The sequence below is a fragment of the Planomonospora parontospora genome (assembly GCA_014647935.1).
GTDB classification, from domain to species: Bacteria; Actinomycetota; Actinomycetes; order Streptosporangiales; family Streptosporangiaceae; genus Planomonospora; species Planomonospora parontospora.
Genome location: BMQD01000013.1, coordinates 1 through 16,798, shown reverse-complemented (window position 1 = coordinate 16,798; position 16,798 = coordinate 1). Strand labels below are relative to the sequence as shown.

Annotated in this window: 14 protein-coding genes and 1 pseudogene; 3 read left to right on the top strand and 12 right to left on the bottom strand. The window is 70.6% G+C overall.

Features of this window, described 5'->3' with window-relative positions; genetic code table 11:
• Window positions 1-67: 67 nt before the first annotated feature.
• From IEZ07_RS20550 to IEZ07_RS20535, 4 genes are all read right to left on the bottom strand, one after another.
• Entirely contained in the window at window positions 68-1,675 is a 1,608-nt protein-coding gene (locus IEZ07_RS20550) for a WS/DGAT/MGAT family O-acyltransferase (protein WP_191896236.1), read from the bottom strand.
• Between the two features lie 241 nt (window positions 1,676-1,916).
• Complete coding sequence (locus IEZ07_RS20545) at window positions 1,917-3,041, bottom strand: sulfite oxidase (protein WP_204054502.1); 1,125 nt, start codon at window positions 3,039-3,041, stop codon at window positions 1,917-1,919.
• A gap of 79 nt (window positions 3,042-3,120) precedes the next feature.
• On the bottom strand, window positions 3,121-4,809 hold the full coding sequence (polX, locus tag IEZ07_RS20540) for a DNA polymerase/3'-5' exonuclease PolX (protein WP_191896235.1): 1,689 nt from the start codon (window positions 4,807-4,809) through the stop codon (window positions 3,121-3,123).
• Between the two features lie 17 nt (window positions 4,810-4,826).
• The gene (locus tag IEZ07_RS20535; protein ID WP_191896234.1) at window positions 4,827-7,142 is read right to left on the bottom strand and encodes an MMPL family transporter; all 2,316 of its coding nucleotides are present in this window, start codon (window positions 7,140-7,142) and stop codon (window positions 4,827-4,829) included.
• Window positions 7,143-7,381: 239 nt separating this feature from the next.
• Here IEZ07_RS20535 and IEZ07_RS20530 point away from each other — a divergent pair, with 239 nt between their 5' ends.
• A complete protein-coding gene (locus IEZ07_RS20530) occupies window positions 7,382-8,050 on the top strand; it encodes a hypothetical protein (RefSeq protein WP_191896233.1) in 669 nt (222 codons plus the stop codon).
• 17 nt (window positions 8,051-8,067) lie between these two features.
• On the opposite strand, the gene IEZ07_RS20525 is transcribed toward IEZ07_RS20530, so the two are convergent.
• The 5 genes from IEZ07_RS20525 to IEZ07_RS20505 form a co-directional block, all read right to left on the bottom strand.
• Window positions 8,068-9,183 (bottom strand): class I SAM-dependent methyltransferase, encoded by a 1,116-nt coding sequence (locus IEZ07_RS20525; protein WP_191896232.1) that lies wholly within the window; start codon window positions 9,181-9,183, stop codon window positions 8,068-8,070.
• Between the two features lie 290 nt (window positions 9,184-9,473).
• Entirely contained in the window at window positions 9,474-10,448 is a 975-nt protein-coding gene (locus IEZ07_RS20520; RefSeq protein WP_191896231.1) for an aldo/keto reductase, read from the bottom strand.
• Window positions 10,449-10,647: 199 nt separating this feature from the next.
• A complete protein-coding gene (locus IEZ07_RS20515) occupies window positions 10,648-11,232 on the bottom strand; it encodes an HD domain-containing protein (RefSeq protein WP_191896230.1) in 585 nt (194 codons plus the stop codon).
• 12 nt (window positions 11,233-11,244) lie between these two features.
• On the bottom strand, window positions 11,245-11,868 hold the full coding sequence (locus tag IEZ07_RS20510) for a transcriptional regulator (protein ID WP_191896229.1): 624 nt from the start codon (window positions 11,866-11,868) through the stop codon (window positions 11,245-11,247).
• Entirely contained in the window at window positions 11,774-12,391 is a 618-nt protein-coding gene (locus IEZ07_RS20505) for a helix-turn-helix domain-containing protein (protein ID WP_239320337.1), read from the bottom strand. The genes IEZ07_RS20510 and IEZ07_RS20505 overlap by 95 nt, the downstream gene beginning before the upstream one ends.
• Window positions 12,392-12,634: 243 nt before the next feature.
• Here IEZ07_RS20505 and IEZ07_RS20500 point away from each other — a divergent pair, with 243 nt between their 5' ends.
• A complete protein-coding gene (locus IEZ07_RS20500) occupies window positions 12,635-12,898 on the top strand; it encodes a hypothetical protein (RefSeq protein ID WP_191896227.1) in 264 nt (87 codons plus the stop codon).
• Window positions 12,895-13,158 carry a hypothetical protein gene (locus IEZ07_RS20495; RefSeq protein WP_191896226.1) on the top strand — a complete coding sequence of 88 codons (264 nt, stop codon included), beginning with the start codon at window positions 12,895-12,897 and terminating at the stop codon, window positions 13,156-13,158. The genes IEZ07_RS20500 and IEZ07_RS20495 overlap by 4 nt, the downstream gene beginning before the upstream one ends.
• A 79-nt stretch (window positions 13,159-13,237) precedes the next feature.
• Here the strand turns inward: IEZ07_RS20495 and IEZ07_RS20490 are convergent.
• The 3 genes and pseudogenes from IEZ07_RS20490 to IEZ07_RS20480 form a co-directional block, all read right to left on the bottom strand.
• A pseudogene (locus tag IEZ07_RS20490) lies at window positions 13,238-14,003 on the bottom strand (transposase family protein).
• 175 nt (window positions 14,004-14,178) lie between these two features.
• A complete protein-coding gene (locus IEZ07_RS20485) occupies window positions 14,179-15,285 on the bottom strand; it encodes a DUF6461 domain-containing protein (RefSeq protein WP_191896225.1) in 1,107 nt (368 codons plus the stop codon).
• Between the two features lie 69 nt (window positions 15,286-15,354).
• Window positions 15,355-16,798: NucA/NucB deoxyribonuclease domain-containing protein (locus IEZ07_RS20480; RefSeq protein WP_301549335.1), on the bottom strand; the 1,444-nt coding region annotated here is incomplete at its 5' end.

Here is a 16,798-nt window from a genome sequence, read left to right as displayed (position 1 = left end):
TCCAGGCCGGGCTCAGGCCGGGAGAGCAGGCTCGGACCGGGGGACCGGACTCACCGGGAGACCGGGTTCAGACCGGGCTCGACTCCGCGACCGAGGCGGAGGCCGCCACGGCGGCCGGGACCGGGATCGCAGCAGGAGCGGCGGCCGCAGCAGGAGCGGCGGCCGGAGCGGGACCGGCCAGTTCCACCAGCTCGTCCATCGCCTCCTGGAGGTGGCCCATCAGCCGCCAGACGTCCTCGACCCGGTCCGGGCAGGCGACGACGCCGAAGTCGAGCGAGCCGTCGTAGGAGAAGCAGGTGATGCTGAGCCCGCCGGTCGCGTCGCTGAGCACCGACAGCGGGTGGTAGCCGAGCACCCGGGCCCCGCACAGGTACAGGGGGAACTGCGGCCCCGGCACGTTGGAGACGATCAGGTTGACCGGCGGGGCCCCCATCGAGGCCAGCCGGAAGAGCGCGGGCGTGGCCAGGGCGGTCACCGGCGCGGGCATCATCGAGGTCAGCTCGCTGGGCCAGGCGGACGGGGAGCCGGCGAAGCGGCGCTTGGCGGTGCGCATCGCCGTTCCCACGGCCTGCAGCCGCTCCCGGGGGCAGGCGACGTCGGTGGGCATCGGCGTGATCATGGCGGAGATCTGGTTGCCGACGGCGCCCTGACCGCCCTGACCGCCCTGGCCGTCCTGTTCGCTCCGGCCGCCCTGCCCGCGCCGGTCGCCGCGGACGCGTGCCGTGCGGACCGAGACCGGGACCGCGGCGATCAGCGGCCGGTCCGGGAGCGCGCCGCGCTCCTCGAGCCAGGAGCGCAGAGCCGAGGTGCACAGGGCCATGACCACGTCGTTGACGCTGATCCCGGACGACCTGGCCACCCGCCGGACGTCGGCCAGCGGGACGGAACCGTACGAGAAGCGCCGGTGGGCGCTGATCGGGCCGTTGAACGGGGTGCGCGGGGCCGCCAGCGAGGGCAGCGCGGGCAGGTCCCTGGTCGTCCCCCGGATCATCCGGGTCGTGGCGGCCACCAGGCGGGCCCCCGGCAGGGTGGCGGCGAGCGGGATCGCGTCGAGGTCGGCCGCGGCCCGGCCGAGGGAGCGCAGCGCCCGCAGCGGATGGGTCGCCGACCGGGTGACGGCCCCGGCGAGCATCGTGACGATCCCCGGCGCGGCGGTCGGCCGGCGCTCCGCGGGCGGCTCGACCGCTCGCGGCTCGGGGGTGAGGTCCAGCAGGGCGGCCAGCGTCTCCGCGCCCGACACCCCGTCGATGGCGCAGTGGTGGACCTTGACGTACAGCGCGGCCCGGCCGCCGGTCAGGCCCTGGATCAGGTGCATCTCCCAGAGCGGGCGGCGGCGGTCCAGCCGCCGTTCGTGGAGCCGGGCGACCGCTTCGGCGAGCTGGGCGTCGTCGCCCGGCATCGGCAGGGTCGTCTCGTGCACGTGGTGGGAGACGTCGAAGGAGGGGTCCTCCGCCCAGTACGGATGGTCGAGGCCGAACGGCACGCTCACCAGGCGCAGCCTGAGGGCCGGGGCCAGGTGCAGCCGGTCGCGCAGCAGCGCGATCAGTGCCTCGCGGGTGATCCTGCCCTCGGGGGTGCGGCTCGGATCCAGCACGGCCACCCCCGCGACGTGGGCGGCGGTGGTCGCCGACTCGGCGTGCAGGAACTGCGCGTCGAGCGGGGTCAACTGGCGCATCGGCTGGCCTCTCGGCGGAGAGAATGGGAACGGACCGTTGGAACGGACTCTGTCATCATCACCCCGGTTCGTTTCGTCTGCGTTTCCGTGGAGCAACCGGAGGAGTCTTTCAGATGAAATCCGCAATAGCGAACGCCGATTTCGGTAACGTGTCCTGCCTGATCAACGCATGCGGAGGTCATGCGGGTGCGGTGGCCGTTTTTCCCGTTGGGATTGCGTTTCCGTGCCGCTGGCGGTTTCGCTAGACGTTTATGACCCGCACCGGGCAGCGCACAACCGCGTTAAAGAGATATCCCAATTCGTTGTAAGGGCTTTCCATGGGCTGGGTGGCGCCGGTCTCGTCGGTCGCGCGGGCGAGCAGGGTGTACGAACCGCTCGCCGGGGGGTTCCAGGTGACGTGCCAGCGGGTCCAGGCGCGGGCGACGTGCGCGCCGTGCAGCAGGGCCGGCCGCCAGGAGGCGCCGCCGTCGACGCTCACCTCGACCGAGGTGATCCGGCCGCGGCCGGACCAGGAGCGGCCGCGCAGCACGTGCGGGCGCCCGGCGGCCAGGACGGCCCCCCACGGCAGCTCGAAGGCGCTCTTGGCGTCGTGCACGGTCAGCGGGGGACCGCCCCCCGGCGGGTGCTCCCCGCCGAGCATCCGGTAGAACTCCGTGGTCCACGGCGAGGACAGCGGCTCGGCGGAGACCTCGATGTCGCCCACCCACTTGACCGAGGCGAGCCCGATCCACGACGGCACGACCAGCCGGACCGGGTGCCCGTGGTCGGGCGGGAGCGGCTCGCCGTTCATCTCGTAGGCCAGGATGACGTCGTCGAGCGCCTTGGCGACCGGGATCGGCCGCCGCACCCGGCCGTGGTCGACGCCGTCGGCCACGTAGCACGGATCGAGCCCGCGCGGCATCACGTCGACGGCGCCGGGGGTGATCCCGGCGAGCTCCAGCACCGCGGCCAGCGGCACCCCGCGCCAGCGGGCCACCCCGGCGGCGCCGAGCCGCCACGGGGTGCCGGAGACCTCCTGGTGCTGCTGGTCGGTGAAGAACCGCCGGCCGTTGCCCGCGCACTCGATCAGCACGTCCCGGGTCACGGAGGGCAGGGCGAGCAGCTCCCGGTAGCCGAAGCTCCTCGGCGCGCGCAGGCCCGAGCCGTGCAGCTCCAGCCGCCAGGCCGCCGCGTCGATCACCGGGGTGCGGGTGTGGTTGCGCACGAAGAACCGGTCGGCGGGCACGTGGTAGCCGACGCCGCGCATGGCCTCCCAGCGCATCTCGGCGCAGGAGCCGTGCACGTCGAACAGCTCCGGCGGCAGCGGCTTGACGATGGGTCCGACGGCAGGTTCGACGGTGGGTTCGACGACGGCCTCGTCCGGCATGCGGCACCATCCCCTCCATTGCTGCTATTACCTACTAGGAAAGCATGCAATCTCGTGGGGGGTGCGGGTTCGCGGATCCTCAGCGGCCCAGGAAGGCCAGCAGCCGCTCCAGCGGCCAGGCGTTCACCACGTCCTCCGGGGTCAGCCAGGCGCGCTGGGCGATGCCGACGCCGAAGCGCTGTCCCGCCAGGTGGGGCACCGCATGGGCGTCGCTGTCGATGGAGAAGACCACGCCGTGGTGGCGCGCCAGCCGTACCAGGTCGTCGGGGAGGTCGGAGCGGTCGGGCATGGAGTCGATCTCCATCGCCGTGCCGGTGCGGGCGGCCGCGCGGAAGACCTCGTCCCAGTCGGCGTCCACCGGCTCGCGCCGGCCGATCAGCCGGGTCGTGGGATGGCCGATGACGTGGACGTGCGGGTTCTCGCACGCGGTGACCAGCCGCCGGGTCATCTCCTCGCGGGACTGCCCGAAGTGGGAGTGCACGCTCGCCACGCACACGTCGAAGCCGGCCAGGATCTCGGCCGGCCAGTCGACCGAGCCGTCCGGGCCGATGTTGAGCTCGGTGCCGTGCAGGAGCCGCATGTCCGGATATCTACCCTGAAGTCGCTTGATCTGTTCGCGCTGCTCCAGCGCCTTCTCCAGCGTCATCCGGTGCATGGCCAGGTCCGGGGCGTGGTCGGTGATCGCGTAGTAGGAGTGGCCGCGCGCGGCGGCGGCGGCCACCATGTCCTCCAGCGAGGCGATGCCGTCGGTCAGGTCGGTGTGGGTGTGCAGGTCGCCGCGGAGATCCTCCAGCGTGACCAGCCGGGGCAGCCCGCCCTCCAGCGCGGCGGCGACCTCCCCGCCGTCCTCGCGCAGCGCCGGCGGGACCCACTCCATGCCGAGCGCCCGGTAGACGTCCTCCTCCTCGGCCGCCGCGATCACCCGGTCGCCGTCGAAGAGGCCGTACTCGGAGAGCTTCCAGCCCTTCTTCACGGCGATCTCCCGCAGCCGCACGTTGTGCGCCTGCGACCCCGTGAAGTACAGCAGGCCGGCGCCCCACGACTCGGCCGGGATCAGCCGCAGGTCCACCTGCACGCCCTGGTGGGTGCGGATCGAGGTCTTCTTCCCGCCCGAGGCGATGACCTCCGCGACGTACGGCTTGGCCTTGAAGTCGTCCATCAGCGACTCCGGCGCGACGGCCAGCACGTCGACGTCGCCGGCGGTGTCGCGCATCCGGCGCAGCGACCCGGCGTGGGCGATGCGCTCGGCCCCGTCCCGCAGCGAGGCGACGACCCGCTCGGCCAGCTCCATGGCCACGCCGACGTGCACCCGCGCGCTGGTCCGCTCCAGCTGCTCGACGCCCCGCAGGAGGTTCTCCTCGGTCTTGGGACCGAAGCCCTTCACCCCCTTGAGCCGGCCCGCCCTGATCGCCTCGGCGAGCGCCTCGGGGGAGTCGACGCCGAGCTCCTGGTAGAGGAAGACCGCCTTCTTCGGCCCGAGCGAGGGCACCCGGGTCAGCCTGCGCACCCCCTCGGGGACCTTGGCGCGCAACTCGTCGAGCTGCCGGAAGCCGCCCCGCTCGAGGTATTCCTCGACCTTCTTCGCGATCGCCTCGCCCACGCCCGGCACGCTCCGCACGGCCGTCGAGGCGATGTCCTCAGGGAAGCCAGCGATGGCCTTGGCGGCCTTCTGGTAGCTGCGGACCCGGAACGCGTCACCACCCGTCATCGCGAACAGCTCGGCGTACTCCTCCAGGGCGGCGGCCACATCGTCATTCGCTCGTGTCACGGGCCCACCCTAGGAGATCACACCGACGGTTCCGTGCCCGCGGCGACACCGGGCCCGGCGGGCGGCAGGAGCCGTGCCAGCGGCGCGGGCAGCCACCAGCTGCCCCGCCCCAGCAGCCGCATCAGCGCCGGCACCATGACCAGGCGGATCAGGACCGCGTCGATGGTGATCGCCGCGGCGACGGCGAAGCCGAGCTGTCGGACCTCCTGCCGGTGCCCGGCGAGCAGCCCGGCGAAGGTGACGACCATGACCGCGGCGGCCAGGGTCACGGTCCGCGCGCTGTGCTGCAGTCCCAGCGCGACGGCCGCGGTGTCCCCGGCGCCCGCGCGGCGGTACTCGGCGATGCGATGGATCACGAACACCTCGTAGTCCATCGACAGGCCGAACACCAGCGTGAGCAGGGCCACCGGCAGCACCGCGGAGACCGCCGGAGTCCCGGACGGTCCCTGGAACACCCAGACCGTCAGCCCGAAGGCCGCGGCGACGGTCAGCAGGTTCAGCAGCACCGCCTTGAGCGGCAGCAGCAGACTGCGGAAGGCCACGGACAGGAACAGCAGCGAGCCGGACAGCACCAGGGCCGCCACCTGCCAGAGCCGGTCGGTGCTCGCGGCGCCCAGGTCGGCGGTCATCGCGGCGGGCCCGCCGACCAGCACCCGCTGCCCGGCGGGTAGCAGGCCCAGGGCGGGCGCCCGCGCGATGCGCTCGTTCAGCGCGGCCGCGCCCGCGCGGTCGGGCGCCTGGTCGCTCAGCACCACGACGACGGTCAGGTCGCGGCCGTTGTCGGCGGGCACGGCCAGCGCCACCCGCGGATCCGCGCGCAGCGCGGCCACCAGCGCGGAGGTGTCCACCGGAGGGCCGCCCGGCGGGTGCGGCAGCAGCACCGCCGTCAGCCCCGCCACCCCATCGGCCTCCATCCGGGCCAGGCCGCGCCCCGCGTCCGTGCCGGCGACGGACGCCCGGTCGACGTCCATGCCCAGCCGGAGACCCGGCAGCGGGGCGGCGGCCAGCAGCAGGAGCGCGGTCGCGCCGGCGAGGTACGGCCACGGGTGGCGCATCAGATGCCGCGCCCAGCGCGCCCACCCGCCCTCTTCACCCTCGTGGGCCACACCGTGTCCCCCGGTGGCCCGGCCGGTCCTACGAATCCGGCCGGGCAGGCCGGCGCGGCCCGAACCGCGCCGGGGCAGGGCGCCGAATCCCAGGAAGCGGTCGCATCCGGCCAGCAGGGCCGGCAGCAGCGTCAGCGCCGCGGCCGGTGCCGCCACCGCAGCCACCACGGCGGGCAGGACCAGCGAGCGGACCGGGCCGACCCGTACGGCGAGCAGGGCGCACGCGGCGAGGGCCACCGCCACCGCGCACCAGCACACCGTCGTCCCCGCCGTGGCCGTCGCCGTCCCGGCCGCTGCGAACCGGTCCAGGCCCCGGCCGCGCGCCTGCCGGTACCGGAACGTGATCAGCAGCGCGTAGTCCATGCCCAGCCCCAGCGCCACCGAGCAGGCGACCGTCAGCGTCAGCGTGTCCGGTCCGGCTCCCAGCCCGGGACCCGCCGCGGCGAGCACCCCGGCGGTGACCGCGACGGCGGCCCCGGCGACGACCAGCGGCACCAGCGCCGCCCCCAGCGACCCGAGCCCGGCGGTGAGGATCAGCAGCGCCAGCGGGACGGCCACCGCTTCGGCGGTCCGCAGGTCAGCCAGATCGACCTCCTTGACCTCCGCGAACAGCGGCGTCACCCCGACCAGGGACGCACCGACCGCGCCGCCGGACGCCCGCCCGGCCGCCTCCCGCAGGACGGACGCCTGGTCCGCCAGCCGCCGATGCCGCGCGGCCTCGTCCCCGGTGAGCCCGACCAGCGCGTACAGGTTGCGCCGGTCCTGCCCCGGTGTCGGCGGCAGGACCTGAACCGCGCCGACCCCCGGCCGTCCGGCCAGCGCCCGCAGCGCCGCGCCCACCGCGCGCAGGTACGCCGGATCGGAGGCCGCCGGGCCGGTCGGGGCGGTCGGCGTGCTCGGGCCGGTCTGGGCCGCCGGGCCGGTCGGGGTGGTCGAGGTGAAGGCGGCGACCACCTGCTCGGAGCCCATCTCCGGGAACCCGCGCTCCAGCAGCGCGGCGGCCCGCGCCGAAGGGGAGCCCGTCACCTCCAGCGAAGGGCCGCCCAGGGTGCGGACCAGCCCCGGCAGCAGCGCCAGCGACACGACCACCGCCAGCAGCCACACCCCGGCCACCGGCCGGCGGTGCCGCGCCGCCCACGTCCCCAACCGGCCCGCGGGCCCGGGAGGCCGCTCCGGCGGGTGGGGCGGGGCGGGCCCGGTGCCGAGTCGTTCGGCCGGCAGCGTCATCGATCGTCTCCGGGGTGGGCCCCGGCCTCCGGGCCGAGGGTGCAGGACGGGGAACCGGTCCGCGGTCTCCGCCGGACGCCGCCCGAACCGGTCGGAAGCCGATCGGGCGAACCGGCCGAGGGGCCCGTTCGCCCGCGCGCTCCGTGCGAACCCGCGGATCGCCTCCAGGGATCACCACCGCATGCTACAGATGGTCTCGATAGAACTACTCAGGGTAATGAGAATCACCGAGGAGAACCATGACCGTCCCATCCCGGACCGCCGGCCGTACCCGCCGCGACGGGCGCCGCACCCCGCGCCGGGCGGTGCCCGGCCCGATCACCGCGCTCACCGCAGTACTCGCCGCGACGCTCGCCGCGACGGCCCCCTTCGCCCCCGCCGCGACGGCCCGCACCGCGCAGGCCTCCGCCGCGCCCGCCCTCACCGACGCCCGCATCTCCGCCGCCCCCGCCAAACTGGTCTGCACCGCGGCCACCGAGCCGGGGCGGCCGGTCACCTTCACCCCGGCGGTCGGCCTGCTACCCGCACCCGTCGAGACCAAGGGCACCCTGCGGCTGAGCTCCTGCACCTCTCCCGACGGCTCCCAGTCCCGCCTCAAGAGCGGGCGGCTGGCCATGAAGGGCTCGGGCCGGGCGAGCTGCACCGGGGTCTCCGGCCTGCGCAGCCAGGGCACCATCACCTGGTACGACTCCCGCGGCCGGGCCGCGGGAACCTCCAAGATCCGATCAGGGTCCCGCGAGCTGTCCGGGACCAACCCCGCCGACGCCCTCCTGGTCGGCAAGGTCGTCTCCGGCCCGATGAAGGGGCGCCGCGTCGCGGGCAGCGCCACCCCCACCACCGACCTCACATCCTGCACCGTCAGCGGGGTGTCCGCCGTCGAGGGCAGCGGCCGGCTGACCGTCTCCTGACGACCGGTCCCCTCGCGTCAGGGACGCACCTGGTAGACGTGGTTGACCGGGGTCGAGGCGACCAGGCGCACGTCGGTGAAGCCCGCCTCCTCCAGCACCCGGCGCAGCGCCTGCCCGCCCGCCTGCGCGCCCATCGCCGAACCGCCCTGGGAGACGGCGTTGGGCACGCACATGTAGGTCGAGGCCGCGTAGAACATGCGCCCCATCGGATGGAGGTTGTCCTGGACCCGGTCCCCGGCGGCCGGCTCCACCAGCAGCCAGGTCCCGCCCTCGCCCAGCGCCTCGCGCATGCGCCGGGCCGCACCGACCGGGTCGCCGTAGTCGTGCAGGGCGTCGAAGGTGCAGACCAGGTCGTATCCGCCCGCAGGGATCCCGGTGGCCGCGCAGACCGTGAACCGCGCCCGCTCGGAGACGCCCGCGGCCTCGGCGGCCTTGCGGGCCCGCTCGATCGAGACGTCGTGGTAGTCGTAGCCCTCGAACTCCGAGGCCGGATAGGCCTGGGCCATCAGGATCGTGGTGACCCCGTATCCGCAGCCGACGTCGGCCACCCGGGCGCCCGCGGTGAGCCGCTCGTGCACGCCGTCCAGGGCCGGGATCCACTCGGTCACCAGGTGCGCGGCGTATCCGCTCCGGAAGAAGTCGGCGACCGACGCGACGAGCTCGTCGTCCTGCTCGTGCCAGCCGATGCCCTCCCCGCTGCGCATCGCCGCCTCAAGCCGGTCGAGCCCGGTCAGCGCGCGTACGGCGAAGCGGAACATCGTCCCGAGGTTCAGCGGCCCCCGCGGGTTGAACGCCAGCGCGTGCTCGGGCGACATGCCGTACCGGTCGCCTTCCGGGTCGTGGGTGAGGTAGCCGCCGGCGGCCTGGGCCCTGACCCACTCCCGCACGTAGCGCTCGGCCGTACCGGTGCGCCCGGCGAGCTCGGCGGTCGTCAGCGGGCCGCCGGCCAGCGCCTCGTAGAGGCCGAGCCGCATGCCCAGCACGACGAGGCCTGCGGAGGTCGTGGCCCCGGCGTCGACGATCGCCCTGCCCAGCAACTCGTCCAGCCGCTCGGAGTCGACGTCCAGCGAGGCGGGGTCCGGCCACCCGCCGCCCGTCTGCGGGCCCGCGGCGGTGGTGTCGAGATGGGACATGATCAGGTCCTTTCCGGTGAACGGTCGCCCGGAAGCGTGTCCGCGATTCGGGGCCCCCACCATGGCCTTCTCCACACCCGCAGTGCGTACTACGACACGGCGCCGGGGGCGTTCCGGGGGAAAACTTCAGTGGGGGATGCGCCGCCCGTGCACTCCCGCAGACCCGTCTCCGCCCCGGCCGGGCCCCGGCGGCCCGTCGCCGAGGCGCCGGGACCCCGCCGTCTCCGCTCCGGCCCGTCACCGAGGGGCCGGGCCCCTGTCGCCTCCGGCGCGCCGCCCGTCCGGCCCGCTCAGAGGCTGACGGGACGGGGCCGGTACGGCTCGGCGAGGAAGGCGAGCTCCTTGTCGGTCAGGGCCAGCTCCACCGCGGCGACGGCGTCGTCCACGTGCCGGTCCTTGGTCGCGCCGACGATCGGGGCGGTCACACCGGGCTGGCGGAGCAGCCAGGCCAGCCCCACCTGCGCCGCCGGGACCTCGCGCTCGCGGGCGACCTGGGCGACCCGGTCGAGGACCAGCCGGTTGTTCTCCTCGTCGGCGTAGAGGGCGGCGATGCGCGGGTCGCTCCCGGTGCGGGCGGTGTTCCCGCCGGAACCCGCGCGGGCGATCAGGCCGCGCGCCAGCGGGCTCCACGGGATGACCCCCACGCCTTGGTCGGCGCAGAGCGGGAGCATTTCACGCTCCTCCTCACGATAGAGAAGATTGTAGTGATTCTGCATCGATGCGAACTTTGTCCAGCCGTTGGTCTCGGCGACGTGCTGGGCCTTGGCGAACTGCCAGGCGGCCATGCTGGAGGCGCCGAGGTAGCGGGCCTTGCCCGCCTGCACGATCTCGTGCAGGGCGTGCATGGTCTCCTCGATGGGCGTCTCGTCGTCCCAGCGGTGGATCTGGTAGAGGTCGACGTGGTCGGTGCCCAGGCGGCGCAGGGAGTCGTCGACGGCGGCGTGCAGGTGCTTGCGCGACAGGCCGCGGTCGTTGGCCCCTTCGCCCATGGGGAAGAAGACCTTGGTGGCCAGGACGTAGTCGTCGCGGCGGGGGAACAGCCGGGCCAGCAGCCGGCCGGTGACCTCCTCGCTGGCGCCCCGGGAGTAGACGTCGGCGGTGTCGAAGAACGTCACCCCGGCCTCCACGGCCCGCCGCACGATCGGCTCGGCGGCGGCCTCGTCCAGCACCCACTCGCCCCACCGGGTGGGGTCGCCGTAGCTCATCATGCCCAGGCAGATCCGGGAGACCTTCAACCCGGTCGTCCCCAGCCGTACGTACTCCATCCCATCCTCCTGATCTTGGTGGTCGCCCCAGCCTACGGCCGCCGTACGGCCCGGCATCCGCTGACCGGGCGGACGTGGAAGCAGACCGACGGCAGGGCGACTTCCACGATCAGTGCAACGGCCCGCGGTGAATCGGCAACGTGATGTGATCGAGTGACGGACTCAGGTGCTCGTAGCCGTCTTCCGCGCCGGAGGCACGTCAGGTGTCCTGGTCTCCGTTGAGGATGCGCATCATCCACTCCAGGGAGCCGGTGCCGAGTGCCTCGTCGGCCAGGCGCTTGGCCGACGCCGTCGTGAGGGCGGCAAGGGAGCTGTCGATCCACGGCTGGACGTTCTGGTGGCCCTGCTCGCGGTACTCGATGGCCTGGATCAGGCACTCCAGTTTGTCGGCGTCGCGGGCGCAGACGGCCTCCAGGCTGGTCTTGCCCTCGTACTCACCGACCGCACCGCCGATCATCCGGGCCACGGCCTCCGGGACGCCGCGCGTCTGGTCGGCGGTGACCTGCTCGTTCGGGGCGGCCTTCAGGTAGCGCTTGCCGATGTAGGGGATGTCGGTGACGCGGGTCTCCTGGGTGTCGTGGAACAGGCTCATGAACGCCGCGCGCTCGGGGTTCCCGCCCTCCATGGCGGTGATCACGGCAGCGATGATCGCGGCGCGGAAGGAGTGGTCGGCGATGCTCTCGGGGTCCCGGACGCCCGCGACCAGCCATCCCGTGCGCTTGTACCGCTTGAGCAGGCCGATCTCGTACAGCAGCCCGGTCACCCTGGCCAGTTCCTCCGCCATGGAAGTCCCTTCTCACCCTCGGTGGATCATGCGCAGAGCGTAGATGATCGCCTCAAGCTCCCGCTGGGACTGCGGCGACACGGTGGCCTCCTCCAGCGTGCGGACGGCGGCTTCCTTGAGGTCGCCGGCGGTGCGCGGATCCAGCGTCGAGGGACGCAGCATGACCAGCGCCCACAGCGTGTGCGCGACCACGTCGACATAGGGATTGGTGGAGTACAGCTTGCCGACCAGGTGCCGCAGCAACCCGGTCCCGCGCCAGGCGTCCAGGTCCAGCTCGACCATGAACGTGTCGGCCACCTGCGGTTCGCTGACCTCGCCGAGCCAGTAGGCCCAGTAGGCCCAGTAGTTGAGATTGGCGATCTCGCAGACCTCATCGGTCAGCCGGGTCCGGATGAAGTGCTGCAAGCCCTCGCGGTCGCCGAACCGGGCCATGGAATGGGCGCCGGACCGCACGACCGCCCATGACGGGCTCCACTCATCGGTCCGGCTCATCCGGTGTTCTTCGATGCGCTGCATGGTCGCAAGCCAGTCGGCGGTGTCGTCACTGTCGTCGAACCCGGCCACGTAATGCGCCTGCCGGCGGAGCATCATGCCGTCCACCCGGTCGACGTCGGCGTTCTCGGCTGCGGTTCTCATATGGGTGAAGAAGTGCGCGCTCGTCCGGCAGGAGGGACGGCGCTGTCGCGACCGGTCCGCGACGGCCGGTCGCCCGTGCCGCGCCTTCCAGGCCGGACGGGGTGGCCGCCGTGAACGGCCACGCCACGAGATCGGTGAACGGACGCGTGATCACCCATGATGCGAGCGGGTGATCTGCGGCCGCGGGCTTGTCGGCCTTGGTGCTGAGCACGTAGCCGACGAACCGGTCCGCCTCAAGAGCCATGTCCAACTGCGCGAGCAACTGCGACCGCACACCGAACCGCAGAAGCGCATGCCGCAATGACAGGTAGGCGCCCGTGGAGACCGCCATCAGCGGCCGGCGTCCGGACTCCCACCCCTGAACCGTCGTGACGTCGACGGCCAGACGCTCGGCGAACCGATCCTGAGTGAGCCCTGCGGACTCACGGATGACCTTGAGAACGTATCCGGAGATGCGGCCTTCCCGAGCGTGTTCGCCGTTACCCCGACCGGCGGTCAGAGTTGTCGTCCCACGAAAGGTCATCACAGGTGGTCACCGCCGTCGGTACTCGTACTTCCGGTCAGTTCTGCGGCATCCGCGCGATTTCTAGCGTTGCTACCAGCACGGATAAGCCCATCCAGCCTATCCCGCAAGGGCCTGGGGCGACCGACTCATCCGGTGGGAGTAATGGAATCGCCGCCCAGAACAACGATCGTCAGAGGTTCCGTCGACGGCTCGGCACTCCGCCCGCCCTGGACCGCTTCCGCAGAGCGGTTGAGGTCCGCGTTGCACGACCTCGGCGTTGCCGCCGACATCCACGAGGGCGAGGGCATCGCACTGGTGTCGGTGTGGGTGGACCGCGTCGTGTGGACAGATGGCCGCTGGTACAGGTGGTGGACTGGACAGACCTCGGCGAAGACCGGTCGACGGCTCTACCGGGTCTACGGCATCGACAACCCGGTCACTGCGGCGCGAGCTGTAGCGATACGGCGCGTCGAACTCCAGAAGGCTCGCCCGTCGGCGGAACCGATCCTGATGAGTGCTTCGTGATCGTGCTGGAGGACAAGTGCTTCAGCCCACACGTGGCCATGGCCCAGCGTGACCACATCCGACTCGACTGGCGGATGCCTTACCGCACTGTGGAAAGGGTGCGGCCGGTGGCCTGGACGTGCATTTGCCGCGCCACGGTCTACGAACTGTGCCAGGGCGGGGGACAGGCGTTCATCCGGCGCACCGTGCAACTCGACGGCGCGCCCGAGGCACGCGAGACCCCGCGCTGGCTGGTCAATATCCCGAAAGATCAAGGTTAGGAGAGCGGCTTCGCGAGCTGCGAGCATAAGACGTGACCTGCAGGAAGGCGCGATATAACAGGCATTCCTTGAACCCTTTTCATCGTCGGGCGACCTCGTAGTTCTGCAGGACGGCGATGGCCTTGCACCGGTGTCCGGCCTTGCTGGGGCTGCAGCGGAGCCGGCGGAGGATGCGCCGGCTCTTGAGCTGGGCGTCGGCGCGCTCGCCGGGACCGCGTAGCCGGGTGTGGGAGCGGTTGGCCTGCTTCTGCGAGACGGGCTTGTTCCGGCCCTTGCGCGGCGTGACGACCGGACCTTCGGCACCCTGGTAGCCCTTGTCGGCAAGGGCGACGATGCCGGTCCGTTCCAGCGCGCGCAGGATGCCCCGGATACGGTCGGCGGTCAGGTCATGGATCTTGCCGGCAGGGCGCCGGAGGTCCAGATGATCCTCCCGTCCGGAGAGGTGATCACCTGGATGTTCATGCCATGGACACGGTGTTTGGCCGAGTGGTACGGCCGGTCGGCCTTCACCCGGTCGGTGCGGACCAGCGTGCCGTCCAGCACCAGGTAGTGCAGGCCGTCCCGCCTGGCCTTCCCAGGGCCCGGTCGAGTTTCGGAGAGCGGGTCGACAGCAGGCGCACGGTCTCCTCGACGTAGCGCCAGGCGGCCACCGAGACACCGAAGCCGCCGGTGATCTCAGTGGACGTCTCGCCCTTGCGCAGGTAGACGAGGACGAGGAGGGACTGTCGGCCGGGGTTGAGCCGCCGCCAGGGGGTGCTGATCGTCTTGCGGTGCCGCCAGATGACTCCGGCCGCGTAGGTCAACGTTGGACGCGACAAACCGACCGCGACGCGGTGGAACAGCACCTGAAGCTCCTGGCTGCGACGGATGTGATTGTGGTGATCAACCCGTCTACCAGGAGCTTCTCTACGTCATCAGACGGATGCCGTACCCGCGATCATGCTGTGACCAGCAGGCGTCCCGTCCAGGGATGAAAAAGGTTCCTTGATCATCCCGCACGCGGCGCACAGGTTCCCGCAGTCACCCCTGGTCGTAAATGTGATGCGCCACCAGCAGCAGGGCCCGTAGACGCCCGGCGTCGCCATTGGCAGTGTTCGGGTGGGTCGCATAGGCCTGGCTAGCCGTCTTGTAGGCGACATAGGCCGGATCGTCGTCCGTCAGAGCCCTTATTAGGGTTTCTACGGCCGCTGCCTGCAGCTTCAGGCGGCCATGGGCGGTCCCGTGGCCGGGAAGCACGTGTCCCGTTTCTCCGGATGACGCAAAGGCCTCGTTCGCCTGATTGGTCAGGTCGTTGCTCCAGACACGGAGCTGACTGCACACTTCTGCTGAGTCGTTGCGGTTGTCGGGGCTAGCCATGATCAACTTAAATGCGCGGTCGAGCAGAGGGCGTCCGGGCAGGTTTGCGGAGGAGACCGCGATCCGTGCGATGAGTTCGGTGATGAGTGGAAGCTTGTCCTTCGTGGGTTCGGCGATCGCTGCTGCGATCCGGGGGTCTTGCTGGGCAGCGGCGAGTTCGTCGTCCTCAAGGTCAAGGTAAGAGACTGCGGTGCTGGTGACTACGGCACTCCGGCGAACAACGATGGCCCGGTGGCCAGCTCGCAACCAGTTCGCATCAAGGCGGTTCGACGAGAGGTGCTCACCGAGCGCCAGGCATGCCGCCATCCAGTCGGCCGCCCATTGCGGGGACGTTATGGGGAGTTCCTGCAGCCATTCCTCCCCGGATTTCGGCTGGACGCCTGCAAGATCTATCGGATCGAACCTTGCGACGATTTGACCGCCAGAGGCGTAGGTGACCCACACGTCGTGATTCACGGTCCAGCTCACATTGAGGGCAGCGCTGTGTGCGGAGAATTGTTGGAGCGTGCGTGGGTCGAAACCGCAGAAAGGGGCTGGCTCGAAAAGGACTGTCCACTTGCCCCGCTGGGAGACGAGTATGATTGCCTCGTCATCGGAAAGGTCCATGGCAGCTGCGCATACATCGTCCACGGTGACGCCGGAGATCTCTTCGGCAGGGTTTCCCAGTGATTGCACGGGGATCTCCGTCTCAGTGACGCCGACCCAGGTGATCGACCCCTGATCGGGGAGACGGTCTCGCATGTTGGTATAAGAGGCGAAGAGGTCGGTCATTACCTTTCCCTGTATCAGGAGATGGTGAGGTCGGGGCGGAGTTCCCGCCCCGACCTCGATGGGCTTGTCTTATTGGGGCGGGATAGGACCGATGAATTCGCCGACGCCATCTATCGTGCATCGGTCGAAGTAATCGGCTTCATCAGGCAGGGGATCCGTCACGATCACACCGGGCGCGCCACTAATCGGCCGGGTCTGACCGAACGGAATCACGTCCACTGCGAACGGTGATCCTTCCCTGATCCGGTTCCGCATATACCAGACCCCTAGGCGTGACCCCGAAGAACAGTTGTCCTTCACATCGATCAACTCAACCGAGTACTGATTGCTCGTGCTGGCCGCGCCCTCATGCGTGGATGCGAAGGGGAACTCGTCGCAGCTTTGCGGGCTCCTATAGCCTGACCACAGCGTCCGGCACATGGGGATCGCAACCGCACGGTTATTGCTGATCGTTGAGTTTATCCGCGTTCGATGAAGGCAACCGCTCGGCTTGCCGGGGCTGGAGCCGCATCCGCTGTTTGCTGAATCGAACTTTCCTGGGATCCGCTTGGCGGTCCCAGGATTGGGGTTGGTCGTGCCCGGCGCATAAAGAGCTTTGATGATGTGCGCCGCGGTTTCCCTCACAACGTACTTGTTTTTCTTCTTTTCGTTGGCATTGAGGACGAACACCGGGCGGACGTTGCTGACGATGCAACCCCCGCTGTATGCGGTGATCCAAGCGGCACTGTCACAGATGAACGCCATGGTCACGCGTTCAGTCGAGTCAGCTTTCTTTTTCGGTGTGAGAATCCGGCCACGATCAGTGGCGTCTGGATTGTCGAGATACCAGATCGTGGGCAGGATGCTGCAGATGCTGACCTTGTCCGGATCCATCAAGATCGGACCATTCGCGTTCAGGACCATCTCTCGTGGCACACCGTTGCGCCATTGGGAGACGCTGCCTTCATGGGAGGGCGAGGATGTGCAGCCGTTGGCCCTCAAGTCGATCTTGAATCGGCGCTCCAACCAGTCATCGTCCATCTCATCGCCGCCATCAACGCGGATTGAGACTCTGATCTGACGGCTGTTGGTGACGGCGCCCACCGGGTTTCGAGCAGCGGTGTTGGGCACGCCGTTCTTGGCTGCCTTACCTACAAACGTGTTGACGATGATCGTCATTCGTGCCCACCATCGTGCGTCGCTGGAGAGTGGATCTCCCCATTGGGGTTGTGCGTCCCCGTCGTCCTCGCGTTCGCCGATCCATCCGGCCCAGCAGAGGCTGAAGGAGTTCTTTGAATACCAGCCTCGCTGGTGGTAAGAGTCGGCGGCATGGGGATTGTTCATCTTTGCCACGTTGGTGAGGCACTCGTCATGGGTGACGTGCTCGTACGGGAATTTCTTCGCGGCCATCGCGGTTGTTGCCGCAGTACGCTTCACGCTTCCGCCGCCTGCCGATAACTGAATCGAAAGAGGGTGCCAGGTGGTCCAGGCGCCGTTGACGCCTGCGGCGGTGGCGCGGGCGCGCCAGCGGATC